Here is a 17,787-nt window from a genome sequence, read left to right as displayed (position 1 = left end):
ATGAAAAATGTTTTTCGAAACGTTGGACGTTACCTCAGACTGTACTGGAAATTTGTCCAGTTTTCCGTCATGTCGCAAATGGAATACCGCACTAATTTTATAAGTGCATGCTTGGTTGAAACCGCTTATTTGTTTATCAAGCTGCTATACGCATCGCTTCCATATCGCGCTGGGACGGACATTAACGGCTGGTCTCCCGATGCCATGCTCTTATATATCGGCGTGTTTACGATGATGAGCGGATTTTATAGTGGATTATTTTACAGTAATTTTACAAGCCTGCCTGACAAAATTCGCACTGGCTCACTGGACGTGCTCATGACCAAACCTGTATCGCTGCAATTTATGGTGACACTGCGTCAATTTGAACTGGGCTATACTGTGCCGAATGTCGTGGGCGGTGGAATCATGACAGGCATTGGCTGGTATCATCTGGGGTTGCCATTTGATGTGGAAACCGTGGGAGGATTCGCTGTGCTGCTCGGATGCGGAGTGCTTACGGCATACTCCGTGTTTTTGCTGCCCCAATTGCTGGCCTTCTGGATTATCCGCACGAATGGGGTTACAGAGCTGTCCAACAGCATTTTCGAGACAAACTACGTGCCGATGGCCGTATATAGTAACCTGATTCAGCGTATTGGCTTGTTTGTGCTTCCGGTGTTTGTCATCTGTAATTTTCCGCCCATGTTCATTCTCGGCAAAATGGAACCCGGTTTGATGCTATGGGCATTTCTCGCACCTCTCTGGCTGCTGGCGATTATCCGCTTGATATGGCAGTTTGCTCTACGTGATTATACGAGCGCGAGCCAGTAGGGCTACCGTGTAGTAGGTTCATAATGAAGCAGGAAAGGAAGCGAATCATATGAATGCGATACCGAACCAGCGTCATTTATATATGGGCACGTTCGAAGCGGAGGCTTACTGGCGAGATACCGAGCTAGCTTCCCTGCCCGCCCTGCCTGACCGGTCTTCTTCGGCCATTGTAGCGGCTATGGATGAATTGCTATTTAGCTTTTGCCAGCCGGGAGACGCCTTGTTGACACGGTATGCCATTTCACCTGTACATCGTCAGTATATTGCGCAGTTGGGCTTTCATCCGGCTGTAAATGAACGGGATTTGACCGACGGAATGGAACAGGCGGGCAATGTGTCGGCCGCATCCGTTTTTGAGCTGCTGAGCAGTCGCAAGACGGATGCCGATGAAGGTTTTCCTCAGCTGGAGGGCTGTGTGCTTAGTCCATTTGCGGGGTTGCCGCATGTGGAGGAGGCCGCACGTGCTTGGGGAATTACATTGCATCAGCCACCGCTGGAAACCATTCGCAAGGTAAATGCCAAAACCTATTCCTCTGAGCTAAAACGCAATCTAGGTCTGCGCAATCCAGGCCATATTGTGACTTCGTTTGCGGATGTCGCTGAAGCAGGACGTAAACTGCTGCGGGATGGAAGCTTTTTAATCAAGGATGATTTTGGCGTATCGGGCAAAGGCAATCTACACATTACCTCGACACAAATGCTGGACCGGGTCGTATCGTATTTGCGTGGACAGGAGCGTAAAGGCAAACGGGTACTGTTCCTGTTGGAGCCTTTTCTGGAGAAAGAGCAGGATTTTTCATGCCAATTCACGATTAGCGATGATGGACGTGTCGACATTATATCTGTGCAATGGCTGGCTAATACTCAATTCGCCTATCGGGAATCCCTATCGCCAGACAAGGCTTTTATGGAACGTTTGGAGCGCGACGGCTATTTTAGCTTGATGCAGGACGTGGGGCAGCAATTGTATCGGGATGGATATTATGGCGATGTTTGTATTGACTCCATGACACTTCGCGGCGGGAAGCTGGAGCCCATTATCGAAATTAATGCCAGAAAGTCGATGAGTTTGATCAAGCATCAGCTCGATACCTATCTGGCCGGGAAAAATATGCATGGCACGTTGACGAATTATTCGCTGTCCCATGATGGGAGTCTATCCTATGAAGAACTGCTGGAAGGGCTGAAAGGCGAGGGATTGCTATTCACAGGTGAGCGTGAGGAAGGTGTCATGCCTCTGGGAGCCAATACGTTATATGTAAACACAGGTGGACGAGACGGTGAAAACAAGACTGCAGGTCATACAACCACGCCAAGCAGAAACACAACCGGGCGCGGAGGCAGATCATCTGCCAAGCAGGTTCGCGTAAGTGGAATTGGAGCCAGCGATGGCGGACCAGAAGGGAACGGCATGAGTCAGCCTGATTTGAATGGTAAACAAGAAGCTGACGGAAATGAACGGGCACGAGGCAAAGGCCGGCTTTATTTGGAACTGGTTGCTGCGAGCGATGAGGAAAAAATGCGATTGACTACCAAGCTGGAGCGTTTTTTGGCAGAGCGACATTTTACAGTGCTGAATTAAACGGGAGGCGTATAAGCATGCGTAAGAGTACGGAGAAGCTTATGAAGGTAACGATTTTGTGTTCCGGTTTCGGATTGGGCTTTTATACCCCTGGCTTGCTGCTGCAAGCAGGTCTTCGCAAGCTGGGCATGGATACGGCGATCCATGTATTTGAAAATGTACTGCCAGAATCGGCCCGTCTCAAGGTCGACAAAAGTCGGAAAGCTTACCATGACAATTTTGCAGTGGCCTTAATGTCGCAAAAGGTTCCGCAGGATATGCGTCATTCACTGGACCCCGCAGCGATGGAAGTACTGCTGAACCAATGGATAGAAGAGGATCGGCGGTATTTTATATGCTTATCCGGTCATTGGATGTATGTACTGGAGGAGTATCGCAGGCGCAGAGAGCCGGAGTCGGTGTATGTGGACATCGTGTATATGGATTCGACACCTTCTCCTTCTTGGAAAAATCTAGCCAAGCATCATCCGCATTTTGCTGATGGCTGTGGAGAAACGACCCTGTTTGAAAATGATAAAAATAGAGTCAGCCACTATATTGACATCCCAGCAGTGGAGCATATCCCTTTTGAAGCACGGCAATCCCGCTTATTCGTACATGGCGGCGGTTGGGGGATGGGCACCTACCGTGAGAAGGTTGGACGGTTGGCAGAAGCGGGCTGGGAACTGGATCTGCTGCTGTATGATCAGGATCAGCCAGATGAACAGCGGGACAGTATACGCTATTTTCGGATGGACCCGCAATGGAGAACATGGCAACGAAATGAAGCCGGGGAGCATACATTTCCACCTTTCGGAGAGGTGAAAATGGGTGAGGAAACGGTGTATCAGGTCGGACCGGATTACCATTGCATGCTGGACCGAGCATGTCATGCCCAGGCCATTGTCAGCAAGCCCGGTGGCGGCAGCCTGACCGATTCGTTCGCTACAGCTACTCCGTTGATTATGCTGGAGCCGTTTGGTGTGCATGAGAAGCATAATGCGGATCTATGGGAACGTCTGGGGTTAGGCATGCGCTACGAGACGTGGATTGGAACCTATGGCGCCAGTGCTCAGATTCTGGAGGAAATGCATCGGAGGATCGTAGAGCTGCGCAGTCGGACGCCGCGTTATATAGAGTCCTATGTGAAGAGCATTCAAGTGCCATCAGGAATGGAGCAGGGATCATGAACGCGGCCGCGGCTGCGCAAGAACCTGCGATGCCAGATATTCGCTTTGGGATCATTGGCTGTTCTGCCATTGCCCCTCGTGCGTTGCTGGAACCGATCCGACATGTTGCAGGAGCACGCGTGACCGCGCTTGCGAACCGTACGGTTGCCAAGGCGGAAGAAATGGCAGAGCGTTATGGAGTCAATGTCGTTTATCAACATGCTGAGGATATGTTAAAAGACCCAGACATCGACGCTGTATATATTGCGCTCAGCAACGATTTACATGCTGAGTGGATTGGCAGAGCCTTACAAGCTCATAAGCACGTGCTGGTGGAAAAACCGTTATGCCTGAATACGGCTGATCTGGCTCCTTTGGCAGCTATCGTCGACCAGTGCAACGCTTATCTGCTGGAGGGAGTCATGGTGCAGCATCATCCCTGGCAACGTGAGCTGCGCAGAATCGTAGAATCGGGTCGCTATGGTCGCTTATGCTCCATAGAGACGAGTCTATGCATTCCGGCAAAAGAGGGGCATGCGGACAATTACCGATCCCGACCGGAGCAAGGCGGGGGCTGCTTTTGGGATCTGGGTGTGTACTGGCTCCAATTGCTTCAGGCCGTCGTTGGATTGGAGCAGGCGGAATTCCACAGTCAATCGGATTTCGATGGCCCCCATGGCTGTGACTGGACATTTCGTGCACAAGCCCGTTACCCAAGCGGACTAGAGGCATCTGCCCTCTTCTCATTTGAGCGACCTTATCGCTGTGCTCATGTACTGACCTTTGATTCGGCAGTAGTCACCTTAAAGGATTGCTTTCGGGCGAATTTAGGCTTTTATAAAATGACACTCAAGACGGAAATAAAGAAGGATATCGCGGTGAATATAACAGATACGGCAGCACAGTCCTTGTTATCACAGACATCCTCGCATAGCAAAACGGTTTTTGAGCCCATGAACTATTATGTCAATCAGTTGGATGCCTTCTGCAGCATCATCCGGGGTGAAACGGAGCCCATTCCATTTCATGAGGCTGCTGAACGCGTCAGACTGCTGGCAGCTATTCATCAAGCAGCACGCTCAGGCGAGGCGATCTATGCCATATGAGTATGATTGTGGTTTTCAATCGGTGAAATTCGAGTAATACCAAATACAGAGTATCCAAGCAAAGAAAGGAGGGATTCGGCAGATGGATCAAAAGGATCAAGTCTTACTGGAGCGATTCGGCGAGCATCCGACACCCTTTTATTATTATGATGGGGACGCGCTGCATGCTCACGTCAGCTCGTTGCTGGCCCGGTTACATCCGGCCGTGCGTGTACATTACGCGCTCAAGGCTAATGGTAACGTAGCCTTGGCTGGGTTGCTGCGCTCGTTAGGTTGCGGTGTGGAAATTGCCTCGGCTGGAGAAATGTTCGTCGCCATGGAGGCCGGGTATGCTGCGGAGGATGTGCTGTACGCTGGGCCGGGGAAAACGGTAGCCGAGCTGCGCGAGGCGATAGCCTGTGGGATCGGCTGCATCCATGTTGAATCGGTGAGAGAGCTACGTCTACTGGAGGACATTGCTGCCCAAACAGGCGTGTTTGTCAGAGCTGCGGTTCGAATTAATCCCGATAATGACCTGTCGGGAGCAACGATTAAAATGGGCGGTGTTCCGCGCCCTTTTGGAGTCGATGAAGGGCAGCTGGATCACTTTTTTAAGGTGCTGGAAGATTGCCCGCACGTATATTTTCAAGGCATTCAAGTGTATACAGGTACGCAAATGCTGAAAGCGGATCAGATTTTAGCTTCATTTGCGAATACCTTGCAGTTGGCAGAACGGGTGCAGGCTCAGTATGGTGTGGCGATGCATACGGTCAATTTGGGCGGTGGGTTTGGTGTACCTTATTTTGCTCATGAACAGCCGCTCGATATGGATCACGTCATTGACGGACTCAATGCACTCGCGGAACAGACTCGATCCAGTATGCCCGGGGTTAGGCTGATCATTGAAAGCGGCAGGTATTTGGTCGCTCAATCAGGCATGTATGTCTGCCGGGCGTTGTATACCAAGGAATCCAAGGGAGAGAAGTTTGTCGTGGCTGATGGCGGCATGAATCACTACGTCTCAGCTACCTTTCGGGGACGCCGCTTAAGGGACAATTACCCGGTGCGAATTATGCGCAGACAAGTGGGAGAAGAGGTTTCCACGGCGCTGGAGACGGTAAGCATTGTCGGTCCGCTTTGTACACCCGAGGATTGTATTGTGAAAAAAGCGGAGCTGCCCCCGATTCGCGAAGGCGATTATATTGCTTTTCCGAACGCAGGAGCCTATGGATTAAGCTACAGCCCATTATATTTTTTGGGACATGCTACTCCAGCGGAACTGCTCGATTATCGCGGGGAAGTGCATGTCATTCGTGAACACGGTGATCGCACGGACCTGCTGCACCATCAGCGTATGATTGCGTTGCCTGAGGATGTGATGTAAGTATGTAAAAACGCCAAAATCATAGGAGCCGATATCCATCGGACCTGTGATTTGGCGTTTTTTACATTTTCAGCATTGTAGTATTGACTTAACGTGCTTTGGAGCTGCGTATTTCCTGACGGACAAGCTGCCATACCATAAAGATCAGCACAAGGGCTTGTGGGACAAATGTTTCCCAAGTTGGATACATTCCCAACCAGCTAATAGAAGGAAGCGAGGACGCAGTGTGTCCCGGCAGCTTGCCTGCCACCTGAAGGGAATGAATACTTTCGCCCAGAAATCGGAATACGAGATAGTAGATCAGTATAGTGGCGGTCAGGAAAAAGGCGCGAATTGGCAACCTTACACTGAACTTGATGATCGCTAAAGCAAGGACGACCAGTATAACCGTTGCCGAGCCAATACCGATCAGCAATTGCGAGGTTTCAATGGCCGGAGCCATACCGATATAAAAAATAGCTGTCTCGGCCCCTTCACGTAGAATCGCGAGCGCAGAAACCGCAAAGAGCGACCATAGGCTGCCCCGTGCTAGCGCATTGCCCACGCTGTTTTCCACAAAGCGGTTCCACGCAGCAGCATTGGATTTGCTATGCAGCCAGTTACCGACCGTTAGCATCAGTACAACTGCTACCAGCCCGGTGACACCTTCCAACAGCTCACGCATGCTGCCCGATGCAGCAGCTGCCACCAACGAGGTGAACAGCACCGCCAGTATTCCGCTTAGCACCAGTCCTGTACCAGCTCCTGCCCATATCCATCGTCCAGCCACAGCTTCGCCGCTTTTTTTGGCATACGCGAGCAGAGCTGCGAGCACGAGAATGGCCTCCATGCCCTCGCGCAGCAAAATCAGTGCGGCATCCCATGCAGTATAAGAACGTTCCTCGGTCAACGGACGGAGCCTGTCCAGCATCTGATCAAGAGTCTGCAAGGCTTTATCCATATTCGGTGGGGAAGACAGCAGATATCCAGAAGTCTCGGTCATTTGATTTTCAATCGCAGTGTAAGACGCCGGATCGGAAATTTGTACATGTCCTTCGACAGAAGGCCATGTAGCGATAAACTGACCTACCTTGTCTGCGGCCTGCTCTGGCTGATTAGCTACAACATCTTGGCGTGCGGATTCGAGCAGGGTGACTGCATCGCCGAGGGAAGCTGTTGAACCATTCGCTGCTCCGGCAGCGGCATTGCCTGCATCTGCCCCTTGATCTGTGTTCACAAGTTTGCCCTGACTATAATCAGACAGCAGCGTCGTTAACTCCTGCATTTCCTTGAGAGCCTGTGCTTGACGTATGGGCTCTGCTTGCATAGAGATGCGAATAAGGCTGATTTTTGTTTCAAGCGAACTGTATACCGAAAAATGGTCCAGACGAATCGGGGTCTCCACCTGATACCAGGCTTTAACGATTCGGTCGTAATCCACCCGCGCAGCAGCCCAATCGCCTTTTTGCATGGCAGCCAGACTGCCCTTCGCCATAGGAAGCAGTTTTTCCGCTGCTTTAGCTCCGGCAGGAGCCGGTTGATCTCCTTCGGCAGCCGTCACGAACTCATTGACCGAGCGCGCCAGCACGGATAACGCAGCTTTCGCTGAATCCCCACCGCCATGGGAAAGCGCCTCTTCTGCATCGGTCAGAGCTTGATCTACGGCCGCGATATGGGCTGAATCCCCGCCATTTGCTTTGACAGCTTCCCATAAACCACGGAATTCCTTTAGGTCCTTGGAGGCTTCCGTCCATTGGTCTTGTCCCGCCTCCACCAGTGCTCCGCCGACCACAGGCATCAGCTGATCATTAGAGACAGCTTTAGCATTTGATTGTGCGAAAACGGCCGACCCATAGCCGGATATGAAGGGAGTTACTGTCAGCAGCAGAGCCGCCACCAGCACAAACACCCACCCCAAGCTTTTATTGCGCCGATTCATATAAATCCCCTTCCTTGCCTGCTGCTAAAATAACGTATCCCCGATGTAGCCGCCTTGCGACACACCTGGGAAGCAGGCGAACACCGCGCTGCCTTTGTGTACAATGTATTCGTTCAGCTTGTCATTACGTGCAAGCTTCTCCTGAATGTGAACGAACTGCTTGAACAGATCACGCTGGTAGCTGATGAACAGCAGTCCGGCATCGAGCTGTCCTGTTTGTTTGTCTAATCCGCTTGAATAGGAATAAGATCTCCGCAAAATATTAATGCTCCCGTTCCCATGAGCCAATGCCACATGAGAGGTAGGGGGCGTAAGCGGCTTGCCTTCAGGGCTTGTAGCCGCCAGATCCAGCTTGTCAAACTCTTTGCTTTTGCCCAGTGGGGCACCGCTGCTGCGATGGCGTCCAAAGGTATCCTCCTGGTCACCTAATGTTGAACGATCCCACACCTCTACTCGCATACGAATACGGCGTACAGCCATATAGCTGCCGTCGCCCATCCATGCTGGTCCGTCATTGGTCTGTGTCCACACCAGCCGATTCATCTCGTCTGCCTTGGACGTGTCCGGGTTTCCCGTGCCATCTTTGAAGCCGAGCAAATTGCGCGGTGTGCTGCCCGCAGGATCAGCTTGTGCCGTCCGCTGGAAACCTTCCTGCGTCCAACGGAGTACCGCCGTTCCTCTGGCGATACGCGCCAAATTACGCAGGGCATGGAAAGCTACCTGCAAGTCATTGGCACATACCTGCACTCCGATATCACCGCCGCACCATTGCTCATCCAGGGCATCTCCTTGAAAACGAGGCAGCTCACGGAACCCGGCAGGCTTGAGCCCTGCCAGGCCATACCGTCCATCAAAAAAGGAGGGACCCACCCCAAAAGTGATCGTCGTCCGGGACGGAGATAATCCCGCTGCCTCGCCCGTATCAGAAGGAGGGAGGTTGATATTTTCATTATCGGTGCCAAGCAGCACACCAGAAGTCATTGTAGCACTTGCTTCCGTCCAGGCCTTGAAGAGATTCCGCACCTGTTCCTTGTCGGGGGTTGTTAGATCGAAAGCGGCGAAACAGATAAAATCTTGTGCCGGAGTTACAATTCCCGCCTGATGTTTGCCGTAAAAAGGAACTACATCTTTGGTATCTGCCTCCGTCATCATGCTTTCGAGGCGTTGACTGGCTGACAGCACAGCGCCCACGCCACCGCCGCCAAGCAGTAGACCTAATCCGCCTACCCCGGCCAGCTTCAATAGATCACGGCGTGATACAGATTTGCCTTTTCCTGATCGCTCATCATCCGCTGGCTGAGCATCCTTTTCTGTCAGATCAGACTGTTCATTACGGGATTCCGCATACTGCGACTTTTCTTGTCCTTTTTGCCGCTTAAAGCCTTTCATATCATTACACTCCTAACAATTTCCCCATTTGGGACAACGGTTCTGCCAAAGCATCAAGGTTCTGGCTTAGCTTTTTAATTTCTTCCGGTTTCAGTTTGGTATACGATACATAGCCTTCGCCGTCTTTGAAAGGAGCCAGCTCCTGCTGTAAGGCTGTAAAGCGCTCACCAATTTGCTTTTCCAACGCCGCGTCTTTTTGGTTCAGATCTGTTTTCAAAATGTCATAAATCTTTTGAGCACCTTCTACATTGGCCGCAAAGTCGTACAAGTCCGTATGAGAATAACGCTCCTCTTCACCCGTTACCTTCGAGGTAGAAACTTCGTTCAGCAACTCGACTGCACCTGTTACCATCAAGCTGGCATCAATGTTAACTGTTTCTACTTTGGCACGCAGCAGCTTGGCATCACTCAGCAGGCGGTCGGAAAACTCATCCAATCCTTTGGTGGTGTTCTCTTCCCATAATGTTTTCTCAATACGGTGAAATCCGCGCCAATCTGCTGCATCCACATCACCGTCACGAGCGTCAATATTCGGGTCCAGATCGCCTAGTGCTTCCGCAATCGGTTCAATCCGTTCATAGTACATACGTGCTGGAGCATACAAAGCCTTGGCTTTATCCAGCTCGCCAGCTTTGACTGCGTTCGTGAATTCTTCTGTCTTTTTCACAAACGTATCACATTGCTCGGTTGCATAGGTACGGTAAGCCGCAACCGCTTGATCAAAATTGGGAGCAGTCGCCGCAGGAGTCGTGGTCTGTGTTGTTGCTCCTGTATCTTTGGATGTTGCAGCAGGCTGCTGATCCGCAGTTCCGGCTTGTCCGCAACCTGCAAACAGAATAGAAGAGACCAGCACTCCGGCCGGTACGGCATAACGTAGTTTCATAATCAATGAACACCCTTTCTGGCCAAACTGGCCCTGAACCATAGTCTGTAGCGCGATCTCTATAACGAATTATCATTTTTGATAATGATTATCAGTCGCATTTTTTCTTATCATAAGGCTGGCCTATATGCCTGTCAATACATATTTTAGACACAAAGTTCAACTCGTCATTAAAGCTACAAGTAAGGTGCCTATGCCCATTTTTATCCGCACATTGAACCATACCTGAGCACATGACATAAAATGTGTTGACTGTATCCCTTAACCTTGTTACACCACACAAAACCCGAGCAAGGAGGGGTGAAATTGACGAAGGGTAACGACCAGAAAAACAAGTTTTTGTTAACTCACCGTGAACGTGAAGTATTTGAACTGCTCGTGCAGGACAAAACAACGCGTGACATCGCCGGACAACTATTTATTAGTGAGAAGACGGTGCGTAACCATATTTCCAACGTAATGCAGAAACTGAACGTAAAAGGTCGTTCACAGGCGGTCGTAGAATTAATCAGGCTTGGCGAATTAAAAATCTGACCTCTCGTTCCTTGCGGGGTACAAAGTCTTCTCGATGATCCTTCAACAATGAAGGGTGGTCGGGAAGGCTTTTGTTTTGATCATGCTGAGGATATGACGAAAAAAACGATTAAACCGCTGAAATATGTGGGAATTTGTGTATAAGTGGTGTACTATATAGATAAGGAAGAAAATACCATGCGTTTTCCAATAAGTTATATGAATAATTGAGGTGGAAGCTGTACCACAAAGTTGTATTTAGATAGAAATGCATCTGGTGATAGTCTAAGAATGAAATACAAATTAGCATGACGACAGGATGGAAGTTGAATCGGGTTTTTGCTTAGGACTACCTGTGGTATATTCTTGATCGGAGGTGAACGATAAGACATATGACACCCAACCAACACTCAATGACTTACACGCTGAACAGCGGTATAAAGGGAACAGTCGACCTATCCAGTAAACAGGTGCAGGAATGGATTAAAGCATATCGAATCGGCAGCAAATTTGTAACAGTTGTGGGCAAACAATATTTTGGTTTAAACCCTGAGTTGGTAGCAGATTTCAAGGTACATAATGAATACTCGGAGCAGAGAGAACACATATCCATGATACAGCCTGTAATGGAACGTAAAGCTGTAGATCTGGACCCACTGGTAGAAGCGTATAGTCAGTATAAAACATTAATTCAGGTAGAATGTAAATGTGGTGCTTCCTACATAGAAGAATCACCTCATAAGAGAACCAAGTGGTCATGCAAGGAATGCAACAATATTGTGTTCCTGGATCGTAAAAAGGGCATGGTGGATACGAATACAGGCAAGGCCTGGTACATGACCAACAAATACTATGTAGAAAGACAAAGCAACTGACAGATTGTCAGTTGCTTTTCTAACAGACTCGCACGCGTCTTTATATGCTTTTCACCATATATTAAATCCATACTTGGAAATGCTACTATATCTTTTGCCAAATAATAAAATTGATGTTTTGTACGCTTTGTAGTACATTATCAAGTGTATTATAAGGAGGCTTCTCATGTACGGACATAGACAAGATGATACTTTATACATCATGACTTACACATTAAATAGTGGTATCAAGGGCACGGTGCCTTTGTCTAATCAACAGATACAGGAATGGCTTGAGTGTTACAGAATCGGCAAGAAATTTGTAACCGAGATTGGCAAAGAGTACTTTGGACTGCATGCGGAACTGGTGGCTGACTTTAAAGTGCACAATCAGTATTCAAGCTATCAGGAGGTCATTATCCCGATTCAACAGCCGGATACTGGCTTAAGAGAGCTGTCTCAAGCTTACAAATCAACAGAAACCTTAATTAAAGTAGATTGCAAATGTGGTACATCGTATGTAACAGAATCCCCCTTCAAGCGGACCAAGTGGTACTGCACCAAATGCCGGGAGATTGTTTTTCTCGACAACAAAAAGGGAATGGTTGATACTTCTAGAGGCAAGGCTCATTATATGACCAATAAGTATTTTGTGGAACGGGAAACAACTGGCGTATAAGCCGGTTGTTTTTTTGTTCATAAGGTTTGTATACGTTCTGATTTTTTAAAACCGATTGCGCTACAGTGAAAAAGGGGAAAGATAAACCTTAAAATAAACGATAGTCAGGGGGTGAACGTCATCCGGGAAAATCGTACGAATGGTGCAAGAAATCGCATGAGCACGAACAATGTGTACATAAACGAAACGCTTCATTTGGAACAAATCATAAGTGACCTGCGTGTGATGGGCTATGTGGCTTTTCATCATCAGCCGCAAATTGCAGGTGAGCCTCATGAGCTGGATGAGTTAAAAAAGCAATTACTGTTGTTTTTTCAACAGCACCATGTATTGTGGATTGAGCTTGATCCGCTAACGCAATATGTGGTGGTGAATAACATGGGGAAGGCCACCGTGCTGAAACTCATTGGCCGGAAAATAAATCCGCTACGTGATCGGAGAGCGAACGCTGCTTTGGCGGGGCAGCCACTGCATGAGCTGGATCGGGAGATAGAACGGCTGAATCGGCTGGTTCACCTGTTGCGCTACACTCGTTTTCCTTAAGCGACGGCATTAACGAAAAAAAGCATTCACGAGCATGCGTAATCACATGCTGTGAATGCTTTTTGGTATGTTATTTTTTACCGCATAAGATGAGTAAATCTACGGTGACATACGGTAAATCTATTTCCTGCATTCGCTGCCAGTCTGCTTCCGTAGCTCCCCACGATAAGGGAGTCATATGGAGCAAAGGCTCCACAAGGTCGGCATTTAGCATAAAGCGATAGGTTACTCGTTCGGCGGATAGAAGATTAAAGCTATCTTTAAACCGGCTTAATATATTGTCATTTGAATAAGTTGGCTTTTTCTGTTCATACAAGCATCTCAATTCCTGAAGATAATATGGTTCGGGAATGACCTTTAGAATGCAGCCATCCTCTGAAAGAATCCTTTTAAATTCAGCATAATTGGAAGGGGATAAAATATTGAGTATACCGTCAAATTGTTGATTTGCAAATGGGCAATGAGCCAAATCGGCAACACACCAGAGGGCATGAGGATATGCTTTGGCTGCGGCCACAATACCTTCTTTAGACAGGTCCATACCTACGCTTGTAAGCTCGGTGATTCCCTTCCAGGTAAGCTTATCCTGAATGTGGCTCGAAGGGGAACCTTCCCCGCAACCTGCATCCAGCAAGTACAGATGTGATTTTTGATCGTACAGGGGTTTCATAAACTTCATCATGGTGCTGCTTATGGCTTCATTTAAAGGATCAAAAAATCCGCTATTGCACATCATTCTTCTGGAGTTAAATAGTTGTTTATCATATTTGGTTTTATGGGATCGGGCGGATAAATGTAAATACCCGTGTTTTGAAAGATCATAGCAATGCTGATTCATACATAGGAGGCTTTTACCTTCCACCATACGCATGGGTTGAGAACATACAGGACAACTAAAAAGATGTTGATGCTTGCCAATCAGGCTAGCTTTCATCTCGTGTTTATTCCATTTGGACATAGAAAAGCACCTCGTTCATTCGTATTGGGTGAATGAAAAAAGGCACAGCCAAATAAACCCAACCCATTTTTTGAAAAAATGATTGAGTTTTCATGAACTGTACCTCACATTACCGTAAACGAATGAACTGAATAATCATATTGTGCAGCGCTCCTCTAAAAAAATAGAAAGGGCTTTCGCCCTCTCTATTGTAACTTAGCCATTAGAAGTTGTCATGTGCTTACACAGATTTCAAAAACTCCACAATCGTCAGCAGACCCTTATCGAAATTCTCCAAATTAAAATGCTCGTTTGGTGCATGCAGGTTTTCATCCGGCAAGCCGAAGCCCATCAATACAACTGGAGCACTCAGCACACGGGAGAAGGTTTCCACGATCGGAATAGAGCCTCCATCCTTGGTAAATAGGGCACGTACACCGTATACTTTCTCAAAGGCATCCGCTGCTGCTTGTAAAAACGCATGTGACGGGTCGATGTTAAAGGCGTTCGCTTTCTCACCTTGTTGAATATCCAGGGTAGCTCCTGCTTGAACGTGTGCGCGTAAATGGCGCTCGATTTTGTCCAGAATATCTTGCGGATTCTGATTAGCTACCAAGCGGCATGTGATTTTAGCGTGAGCTTCCTTCGGAATGACCGTTTTCGTACCTTCACCCTGGAAGCCGCCATATACGCCGTTCAGTTCCAGTGTAGGACGAGCCCCAACACGCTCGACGAAGCTAAACCCTTCTTCGCCATAGAGCGAATCAAGTGCAAGATCTTGTTGCAGCTTGCTCTCATTGAATCCTTGCTTCGCAAATTCTTCTCTCATCTCTGCCGATAATGGAGCAACATCGTTGTAAAATCCTTCGACGCTAACGCGGCCTTTGTCATCATGCAGGGTTGCCAACAGGGACACCAAAGCATGCAGGGCATTCGGCACGCCGCCACCGAAGGAGCCGGAATGCAGATCCGTGTTCGCCGTGTGAATGGCGACTTCCAGTGAGCACAGTCCGCGCAAACCTGTGCAAATCGCAGGCTTCCCTTTTTCGATCAGAGAGGTGTCAGACACCAGTACAGCATCGGCTGCTAGGCGTTCAGCGCCGGTGTGCAAAAACTCAAGCAGGTTCGGACTGGACACTTCTTCCTCGCCTTCAATGCAAAACTTGATGTTCAGCGGCAATTTGCCTTCCTGCTTCAAAATGGCCTCAACCGCCTTAATGTGCAAGAAAACTTGCCCCTTATCGTCTGTCGCTCCGCGCGCATACAATTTTCCATCGCGAATGGATGGCTCAAACGGTGGCGTTTCCCACAGGTGAAGCGGGTCCACAGGTTGCACATCATAGTGTCCATACACGAGGATGGTTGGTTTGCCAGGTGCATGCAAATGGTCTGCGTACACTAACGGATGGCCTTTGGTTGGAATAATTTCAACGTTTTCCAAGCCTGCAGCAGTCAGTTTGGCCGCCAGCCATTCGGCTGCTTGGTTAATGTCTTTTTTGTGCTCCGATAATGCGGAGATACTCGGAATGGACAGCCATTCCTGTAGTTCGCCCAGTTGTTGTTCTCTGGCTTTTCCGAAATATTCAGTATAACTCATAAACTATGTATCCTCCTTTTAAATGTAAATCATGTTTATATTGCGCTATCCTCCGAACCGAGGTTGTGGACGATATGTCTAGTTTACTACGTTTTATGCTGAACGAAAAATAGGGAGAAAAAAAACGATTCTGCCCGGGTCTGTACAGACCTGAGTAGAATCGCCTTTCATCATGAATAGGATGTACTTATGCCCGGATGTCCAATTGACCCCCAAGATGTGGTTGTACGCTTTTTTCCATCATCTGTACCAAAGCCTGTCCTTGTTCACTGGCTTGATCCTTAGCCATACCCAATACCTTCACACTTACGGCTTGAGCCAAGCTGGCCTGACTCATACCTGTGGATAATGCTGCGATATCCATGTTCCATCCTCCTTCATTTTGAAAATTCGCTTTCTCTGTATTTATCGGTAGGAATGGTTATTTTGTTTCATCCAATTGGAATTGTGTCAGTAAATCTTGAAGCTGCTCTGCCAGACGGGTCAAATCTGCGGCAGACGAACCGATCTCTTCCATGGAGGCGAGCTGTTCCTCTGCGGCTGCGGACACGGTCTCTGTATGAGATGCTGCTTCTTCAGCAATACGTGTAATTTCCTCCATGCTGCTAACGACTGCATTCGTTCCATGGGCTACTCCCGCGGTAGAAGCAGCCACGTTATCGAGCTGCTTCGCTGATTTGGCTACTGCTCTACGGATGCGCGAGAAGGAGCGACCGGATAGATCAATGGAATTGATCCCTTCCGTTACGCGTTCCTTGGCAGATTCCATAGCGACCAGGGCTTCAGATACACCGCTCTGTATCCCTTGAATCTGTTCACGAATTTGCTGTGCGGAATAAGCTGAGTTTTCAGCCAGCTTGCGGACCTCTGTTGCTACGACAGCAAAACCTTTGCCATGCTCCCCAGCTCGTGCTGCTTCAATAGAAGCGTTCAGTGCAAGCAGATTAGTCTGGCTAGCAATTTCCGTAATGACGGTGACAATCGTCCCGATTCGTCCGGAACGGTCACTCAAAGCGCTGACAATCGTATCGAGTTCTTCCACGGTAGTGCGAATTCCATCGATGGAGATGACACTGTTGCCGATATGCTCACTGCCTGCATCCGACGCCTGAATAGCTTGGGCGGAATAAGTGGTCATTTCTGCCATGGTGTCGGTCATAGCTGTAATGTCAGCAGACATGCCGCTAACTCGTTTCTGATTATCTTTAGCACTGTCTACCTGACGTTCGCTGCCGGCAGCCACATCTTGAATGGCTATGGTCACATGCTCGATGGCACGGGTCGTTTGTTCTGCACCTGCGGCAAGCTCTTGCGAGGATGCTGACAAATTACCTGTCATTGCTTGAATTTCTCTAATCATGTTACGCAGGTTATCCACCATTTGTTGGAAATATCTTGATAACTCGCCAATTTCATCTGTGCTGTTCGTAGCCACATTAATCGATAGATTACCTTGGCTGATAGCATCCATAGAATTACGCAATCTATGGATGGGTTTAAGGATGCTGTTGATCAGCCACATTGCGAGCACACCAATGATGATGGCTGCAATGACCAACACTACGATTGTCGTGAGAAGAATAGGTTGGGCGGAGGCACGGGTTTCTGATTTGTCCATCGTTCCGGCAATTTTCCAGCCTGTCAACTCATTGGTTTTGAAAATCAGATGTTTAGCTACACCAGCAGCATTGTAATCGAAGCTACCCTCCTTGGAGTCAAACAATTGAGGCGTTTTTTCTCCCATTTCGGTACTCCCGCTGACTTCTGTCGGGTGAGTAACGATACGTTTGGTACTATCAAATATCACAATATATCCATTTTGTCCGATTCTTAGCTTTGTGATTTCTTTTAAATTATTCAAATTCAGAGAAAGACCGAGAACACCGCTGTTGTCGGGAAGTGTACGTGAAATATACACAACGGGGACCTTGGCCGTATTGAGCCCGACAGGGCTGATTACGGTTTGACCGGGTTTCTCCATGGCCTGTTTATACCACGGACGCTCACGAGGATCGTTAGTGGAGCCTACGGCTTTGCCGATAATGAGTTTACCTTCGGGAGTGCCTACAAACATATCAACAACTTCCGCATGCATTTTCAAATACACTTGTAATCTTTTTAGAATGGCATCATCTGCTTCAGCACTGTTATCACTAGCTGTCAATGTTGTGGAGTAATATTCGAGATCGGCGAGTTTGGCTTGAATCGTTTGAGTAACTGCGCGATCAGATGCAGTAACGCTAGATGTCGCACTGTCCTGTAATTGGCGATCTGTCTGGTTATATGCTGCCTGATAAGAGAAAGAGCCCACAATGATACTAGGAACAAGCATGACCAGCAGGAATGCCGCTGTCAATTTCTTGCGTAGTGTTAATGTTTTCAGTCGTTTCAGTTGTTTCATCAAACCCCTGCTTTCTATCTATATATTCATTCTAAAGCTTATACCATATGTATTTACTATC

General features: G+C 48.3%; 16 protein-coding genes and 1 pseudogene. 9 read left to right on the top strand and 8 right to left on the bottom strand.

Translation table 11 applies throughout. The features are described from left to right. The 5 genes from HFD99_RS14585 to HFD99_RS14565 all read left to right on the top strand — a co-directional run bounded on the left by HFD99_RS14585 (window position 1) and on the right by HFD99_RS14565 (window position 6,012). Window positions 1–813, top strand: coding sequence for an ABC transporter permease (locus HFD99_RS14585; RefSeq protein ID WP_017427353.1), 813 nt, complete (start codon window positions 1–3; stop codon window positions 811–813). 49 nt (window positions 814–862) lie between these two features. Beyond that, the gene (locus HFD99_RS14580; RefSeq protein WP_123797587.1) at window positions 863–2,395 is read left to right on the top strand and encodes a hypothetical protein; all 1,533 of its coding nucleotides are present in this window, start codon (window positions 863–865) and stop codon (window positions 2,393–2,395) included. Between the two features lie 17 nt (window positions 2,396–2,412). Further along, the gene (locus tag HFD99_RS14575; protein ID WP_016818504.1) at window positions 2,413–3,564 is read left to right on the top strand and encodes a hypothetical protein; all 1,152 of its coding nucleotides are present in this window, start codon (window positions 2,413–2,415) and stop codon (window positions 3,562–3,564) included. Continuing rightward, entirely contained in the window at window positions 3,561–4,649 is a 1,089-nt protein-coding gene (locus HFD99_RS14570; protein ID WP_016818505.1) for a Gfo/Idh/MocA family protein, read from the top strand. Before HFD99_RS14575 ends, HFD99_RS14570 begins: the two co-directional genes overlap by 4 nt. Window positions 4,650–4,731: 82 nt before the next feature. Continuing rightward, a complete protein-coding gene (locus tag HFD99_RS14565; RefSeq protein ID WP_016818506.1) occupies window positions 4,732–6,012 on the top strand; it encodes a type III PLP-dependent enzyme in 1,281 nt (426 codons plus the stop codon). An 88-nt stretch (window positions 6,013–6,100) separates the two neighbouring features. Here HFD99_RS14565 and HFD99_RS14560 read toward each other — a convergent pair whose 3' ends face one another. From HFD99_RS14560 to efeO, 3 genes are read right to left on the bottom strand one after another with little or no spacing between them, the layout of a single operon-like run. Next, entirely contained in the window at window positions 6,101–7,930 is a 1,830-nt protein-coding gene (locus HFD99_RS14560; protein ID WP_025365699.1) for an FTR1 family iron permease, read from the bottom strand. Window positions 7,931–7,954: 24 nt separating this feature from the next. Next, the gene (gene efeB, locus HFD99_RS14555; protein WP_016818508.1) at window positions 7,955–9,319 is read right to left on the bottom strand and encodes an iron uptake transporter deferrochelatase/peroxidase subunit; all 1,365 of its coding nucleotides are present in this window, start codon (window positions 9,317–9,319) and stop codon (window positions 7,955–7,957) included. 4 nt (window positions 9,320–9,323) lie between these two features. Then, entirely contained in the window at window positions 9,324–10,202 is an 879-nt protein-coding gene (gene efeO, locus HFD99_RS14550; RefSeq protein WP_016818509.1) for an iron uptake system protein EfeO, read from the bottom strand. 306 nt (window positions 10,203–10,508) lie between these two features. Between efeO and HFD99_RS14545 the strand changes: the two genes are divergently transcribed. From HFD99_RS14545 to HFD99_RS14530, 4 genes are all read left to right on the top strand, one after another. Continuing rightward, the gene (locus HFD99_RS14545) at window positions 10,509–10,736 is read left to right on the top strand and encodes a helix-turn-helix domain-containing protein (protein WP_013372773.1); all 228 of its coding nucleotides are present in this window, start codon (window positions 10,509–10,511) and stop codon (window positions 10,734–10,736) included. Window positions 10,737–11,107: 371 nt separating this feature from the next. Continuing rightward, window positions 11,108–11,590, top strand: a complete 483-nt coding sequence (locus HFD99_RS14540) for a hypothetical protein (RefSeq protein ID WP_016818510.1) — start codon at window positions 11,108–11,110, stop codon at window positions 11,588–11,590. A gap of 166 nt (window positions 11,591–11,756) precedes the next feature. Continuing rightward, window positions 11,757–12,248, top strand: a complete 492-nt coding sequence (locus tag HFD99_RS14535) for a hypothetical protein (protein WP_013372771.1) — start codon at window positions 11,757–11,759, stop codon at window positions 12,246–12,248. A 156-nt stretch (window positions 12,249–12,404) separates the two neighbouring features. After that, the gene (locus HFD99_RS14530; RefSeq protein ID WP_174821069.1) at window positions 12,405–12,791 is read left to right on the top strand and encodes a hypothetical protein; all 387 of its coding nucleotides are present in this window, start codon (window positions 12,405–12,407) and stop codon (window positions 12,789–12,791) included. A gap of 70 nt (window positions 12,792–12,861) precedes the next feature. Here the strand turns inward: HFD99_RS14530 and HFD99_RS14525 are convergent, their stop codons facing one another. The 5 genes and pseudogenes from HFD99_RS14525 to HFD99_RS14510 form a co-directional block, all read right to left on the bottom strand. Then, complete coding sequence (locus tag HFD99_RS14525) at window positions 12,862–13,461, bottom strand: methyltransferase domain-containing protein (RefSeq protein ID WP_225164801.1); 600 nt, start codon at window positions 13,459–13,461, stop codon at window positions 12,862–12,864. 132 nt (window positions 13,462–13,593) lie between these two features. Beyond that, window positions 13,594–13,725 (bottom strand): annotated as a pseudogene (locus HFD99_RS26005) (putative RNA methyltransferase); the annotation flags it as partial. Window positions 13,726–13,969: 244 nt separating this feature from the next. Next, on the bottom strand, window positions 13,970–15,325 hold the full coding sequence (locus HFD99_RS14520) for a dipeptidase (RefSeq protein WP_167440938.1): 1,356 nt from the start codon (window positions 15,323–15,325) through the stop codon (window positions 13,970–13,972). Between the two features lie 187 nt (window positions 15,326–15,512). Then, complete coding sequence (locus tag HFD99_RS14515; RefSeq protein WP_013372767.1) at window positions 15,513–15,689, bottom strand: YjfB family protein; 177 nt, start codon at window positions 15,687–15,689, stop codon at window positions 15,513–15,515. A gap of 57 nt (window positions 15,690–15,746) precedes the next feature. Beyond that, window positions 15,747–17,726 (bottom strand): methyl-accepting chemotaxis protein, encoded by a 1,980-nt coding sequence (locus HFD99_RS14510; protein ID WP_167440937.1) that lies wholly within the window; start codon window positions 17,724–17,726, stop codon window positions 15,747–15,749. Between the last annotated feature and the right edge of the window lie 61 nt (window positions 17,727–17,787).

The sequence above is a fragment of the Paenibacillus sp. EKM301P genome, from assembly GCF_011800295.1.
GTDB lineage: Bacteria > Bacillota > Bacilli > Paenibacillales > Paenibacillaceae > Paenibacillus > Paenibacillus polymyxa.
The sequence above is the reverse complement of the archived record's forward strand: the minus strand, read 5'-3'. Positions and strand labels throughout refer to the sequence as shown.

Coding starts and splice junctions, on each gene's coding strand:
- HFD99_RS14585 (WP_017427353.1), top strand. CDS start 1: ATGAAAAATGTTTTTCGAAACGTTGGACGTTACCTCAGACTGTACTGG.
- HFD99_RS14580 (WP_123797587.1), top strand. CDS start 863: ATGAATGCGATACCGAACCAGCGTCATTTATATATGGGCACGTTCGAA.
- HFD99_RS14575 (WP_016818504.1), top strand. CDS start 2,413: ATGCGTAAGAGTACGGAGAAGCTTATGAAGGTAACGATTTTGTGTTCC.
- HFD99_RS14570 (WP_016818505.1), top strand. CDS start 3,561: ATGAACGCGGCCGCGGCTGCGCAAGAACCTGCGATGCCAGATATTCGC.
- HFD99_RS14565 (WP_016818506.1), top strand. CDS start 4,732: ATGGATCAAAAGGATCAAGTCTTACTGGAGCGATTCGGCGAGCATCCG.
- HFD99_RS14560 (WP_025365699.1), bottom strand. CDS start 7,930: ATGAATCGGCGCAATAAAAGCTTGGGGTGGGTGTTTGTGCTGGTGGCG.
- efeB (WP_016818508.1), bottom strand. CDS start 9,319: ATGAAAGGCTTTAAGCGGCAAAAAGGACAAGAAAAGTCGCAGTATGCG.
- efeO (WP_016818509.1), bottom strand. CDS start 10,202: ATGAAACTACGTTATGCCGTACCGGCCGGAGTGCTGGTCTCTTCTATT.
- HFD99_RS14540 (WP_016818510.1), top strand. CDS start 11,108: ATGACACCCAACCAACACTCAATGACTTACACGCTGAACAGCGGTATA.
- HFD99_RS14535 (WP_013372771.1), top strand. CDS start 11,757: ATGTACGGACATAGACAAGATGATACTTTATACATCATGACTTACACA.
- HFD99_RS14530 (WP_174821069.1), top strand. CDS start 12,405: ATGAGCACGAACAATGTGTACATAAACGAAACGCTTCATTTGGAACAA.
- HFD99_RS14525 (WP_225164801.1), bottom strand. CDS start 13,461: ATGAAACCCCTGTACGATCAAAAATCACATCTGTACTTGCTGGATGCA.
- HFD99_RS14520 (WP_167440938.1), bottom strand. CDS start 15,325: ATGAGTTATACTGAATATTTCGGAAAAGCCAGAGAACAACAACTGGGC.
- HFD99_RS14515 (WP_013372767.1), bottom strand. CDS start 15,689: ATGGATATCGCAGCATTATCCACAGGTATGAGTCAGGCCAGCTTGGCT.
- HFD99_RS14510 (WP_167440937.1), bottom strand. CDS start 17,726: ATGAAACAACTGAAACGACTGAAAACATTAACACTACGCAAGAAATTG.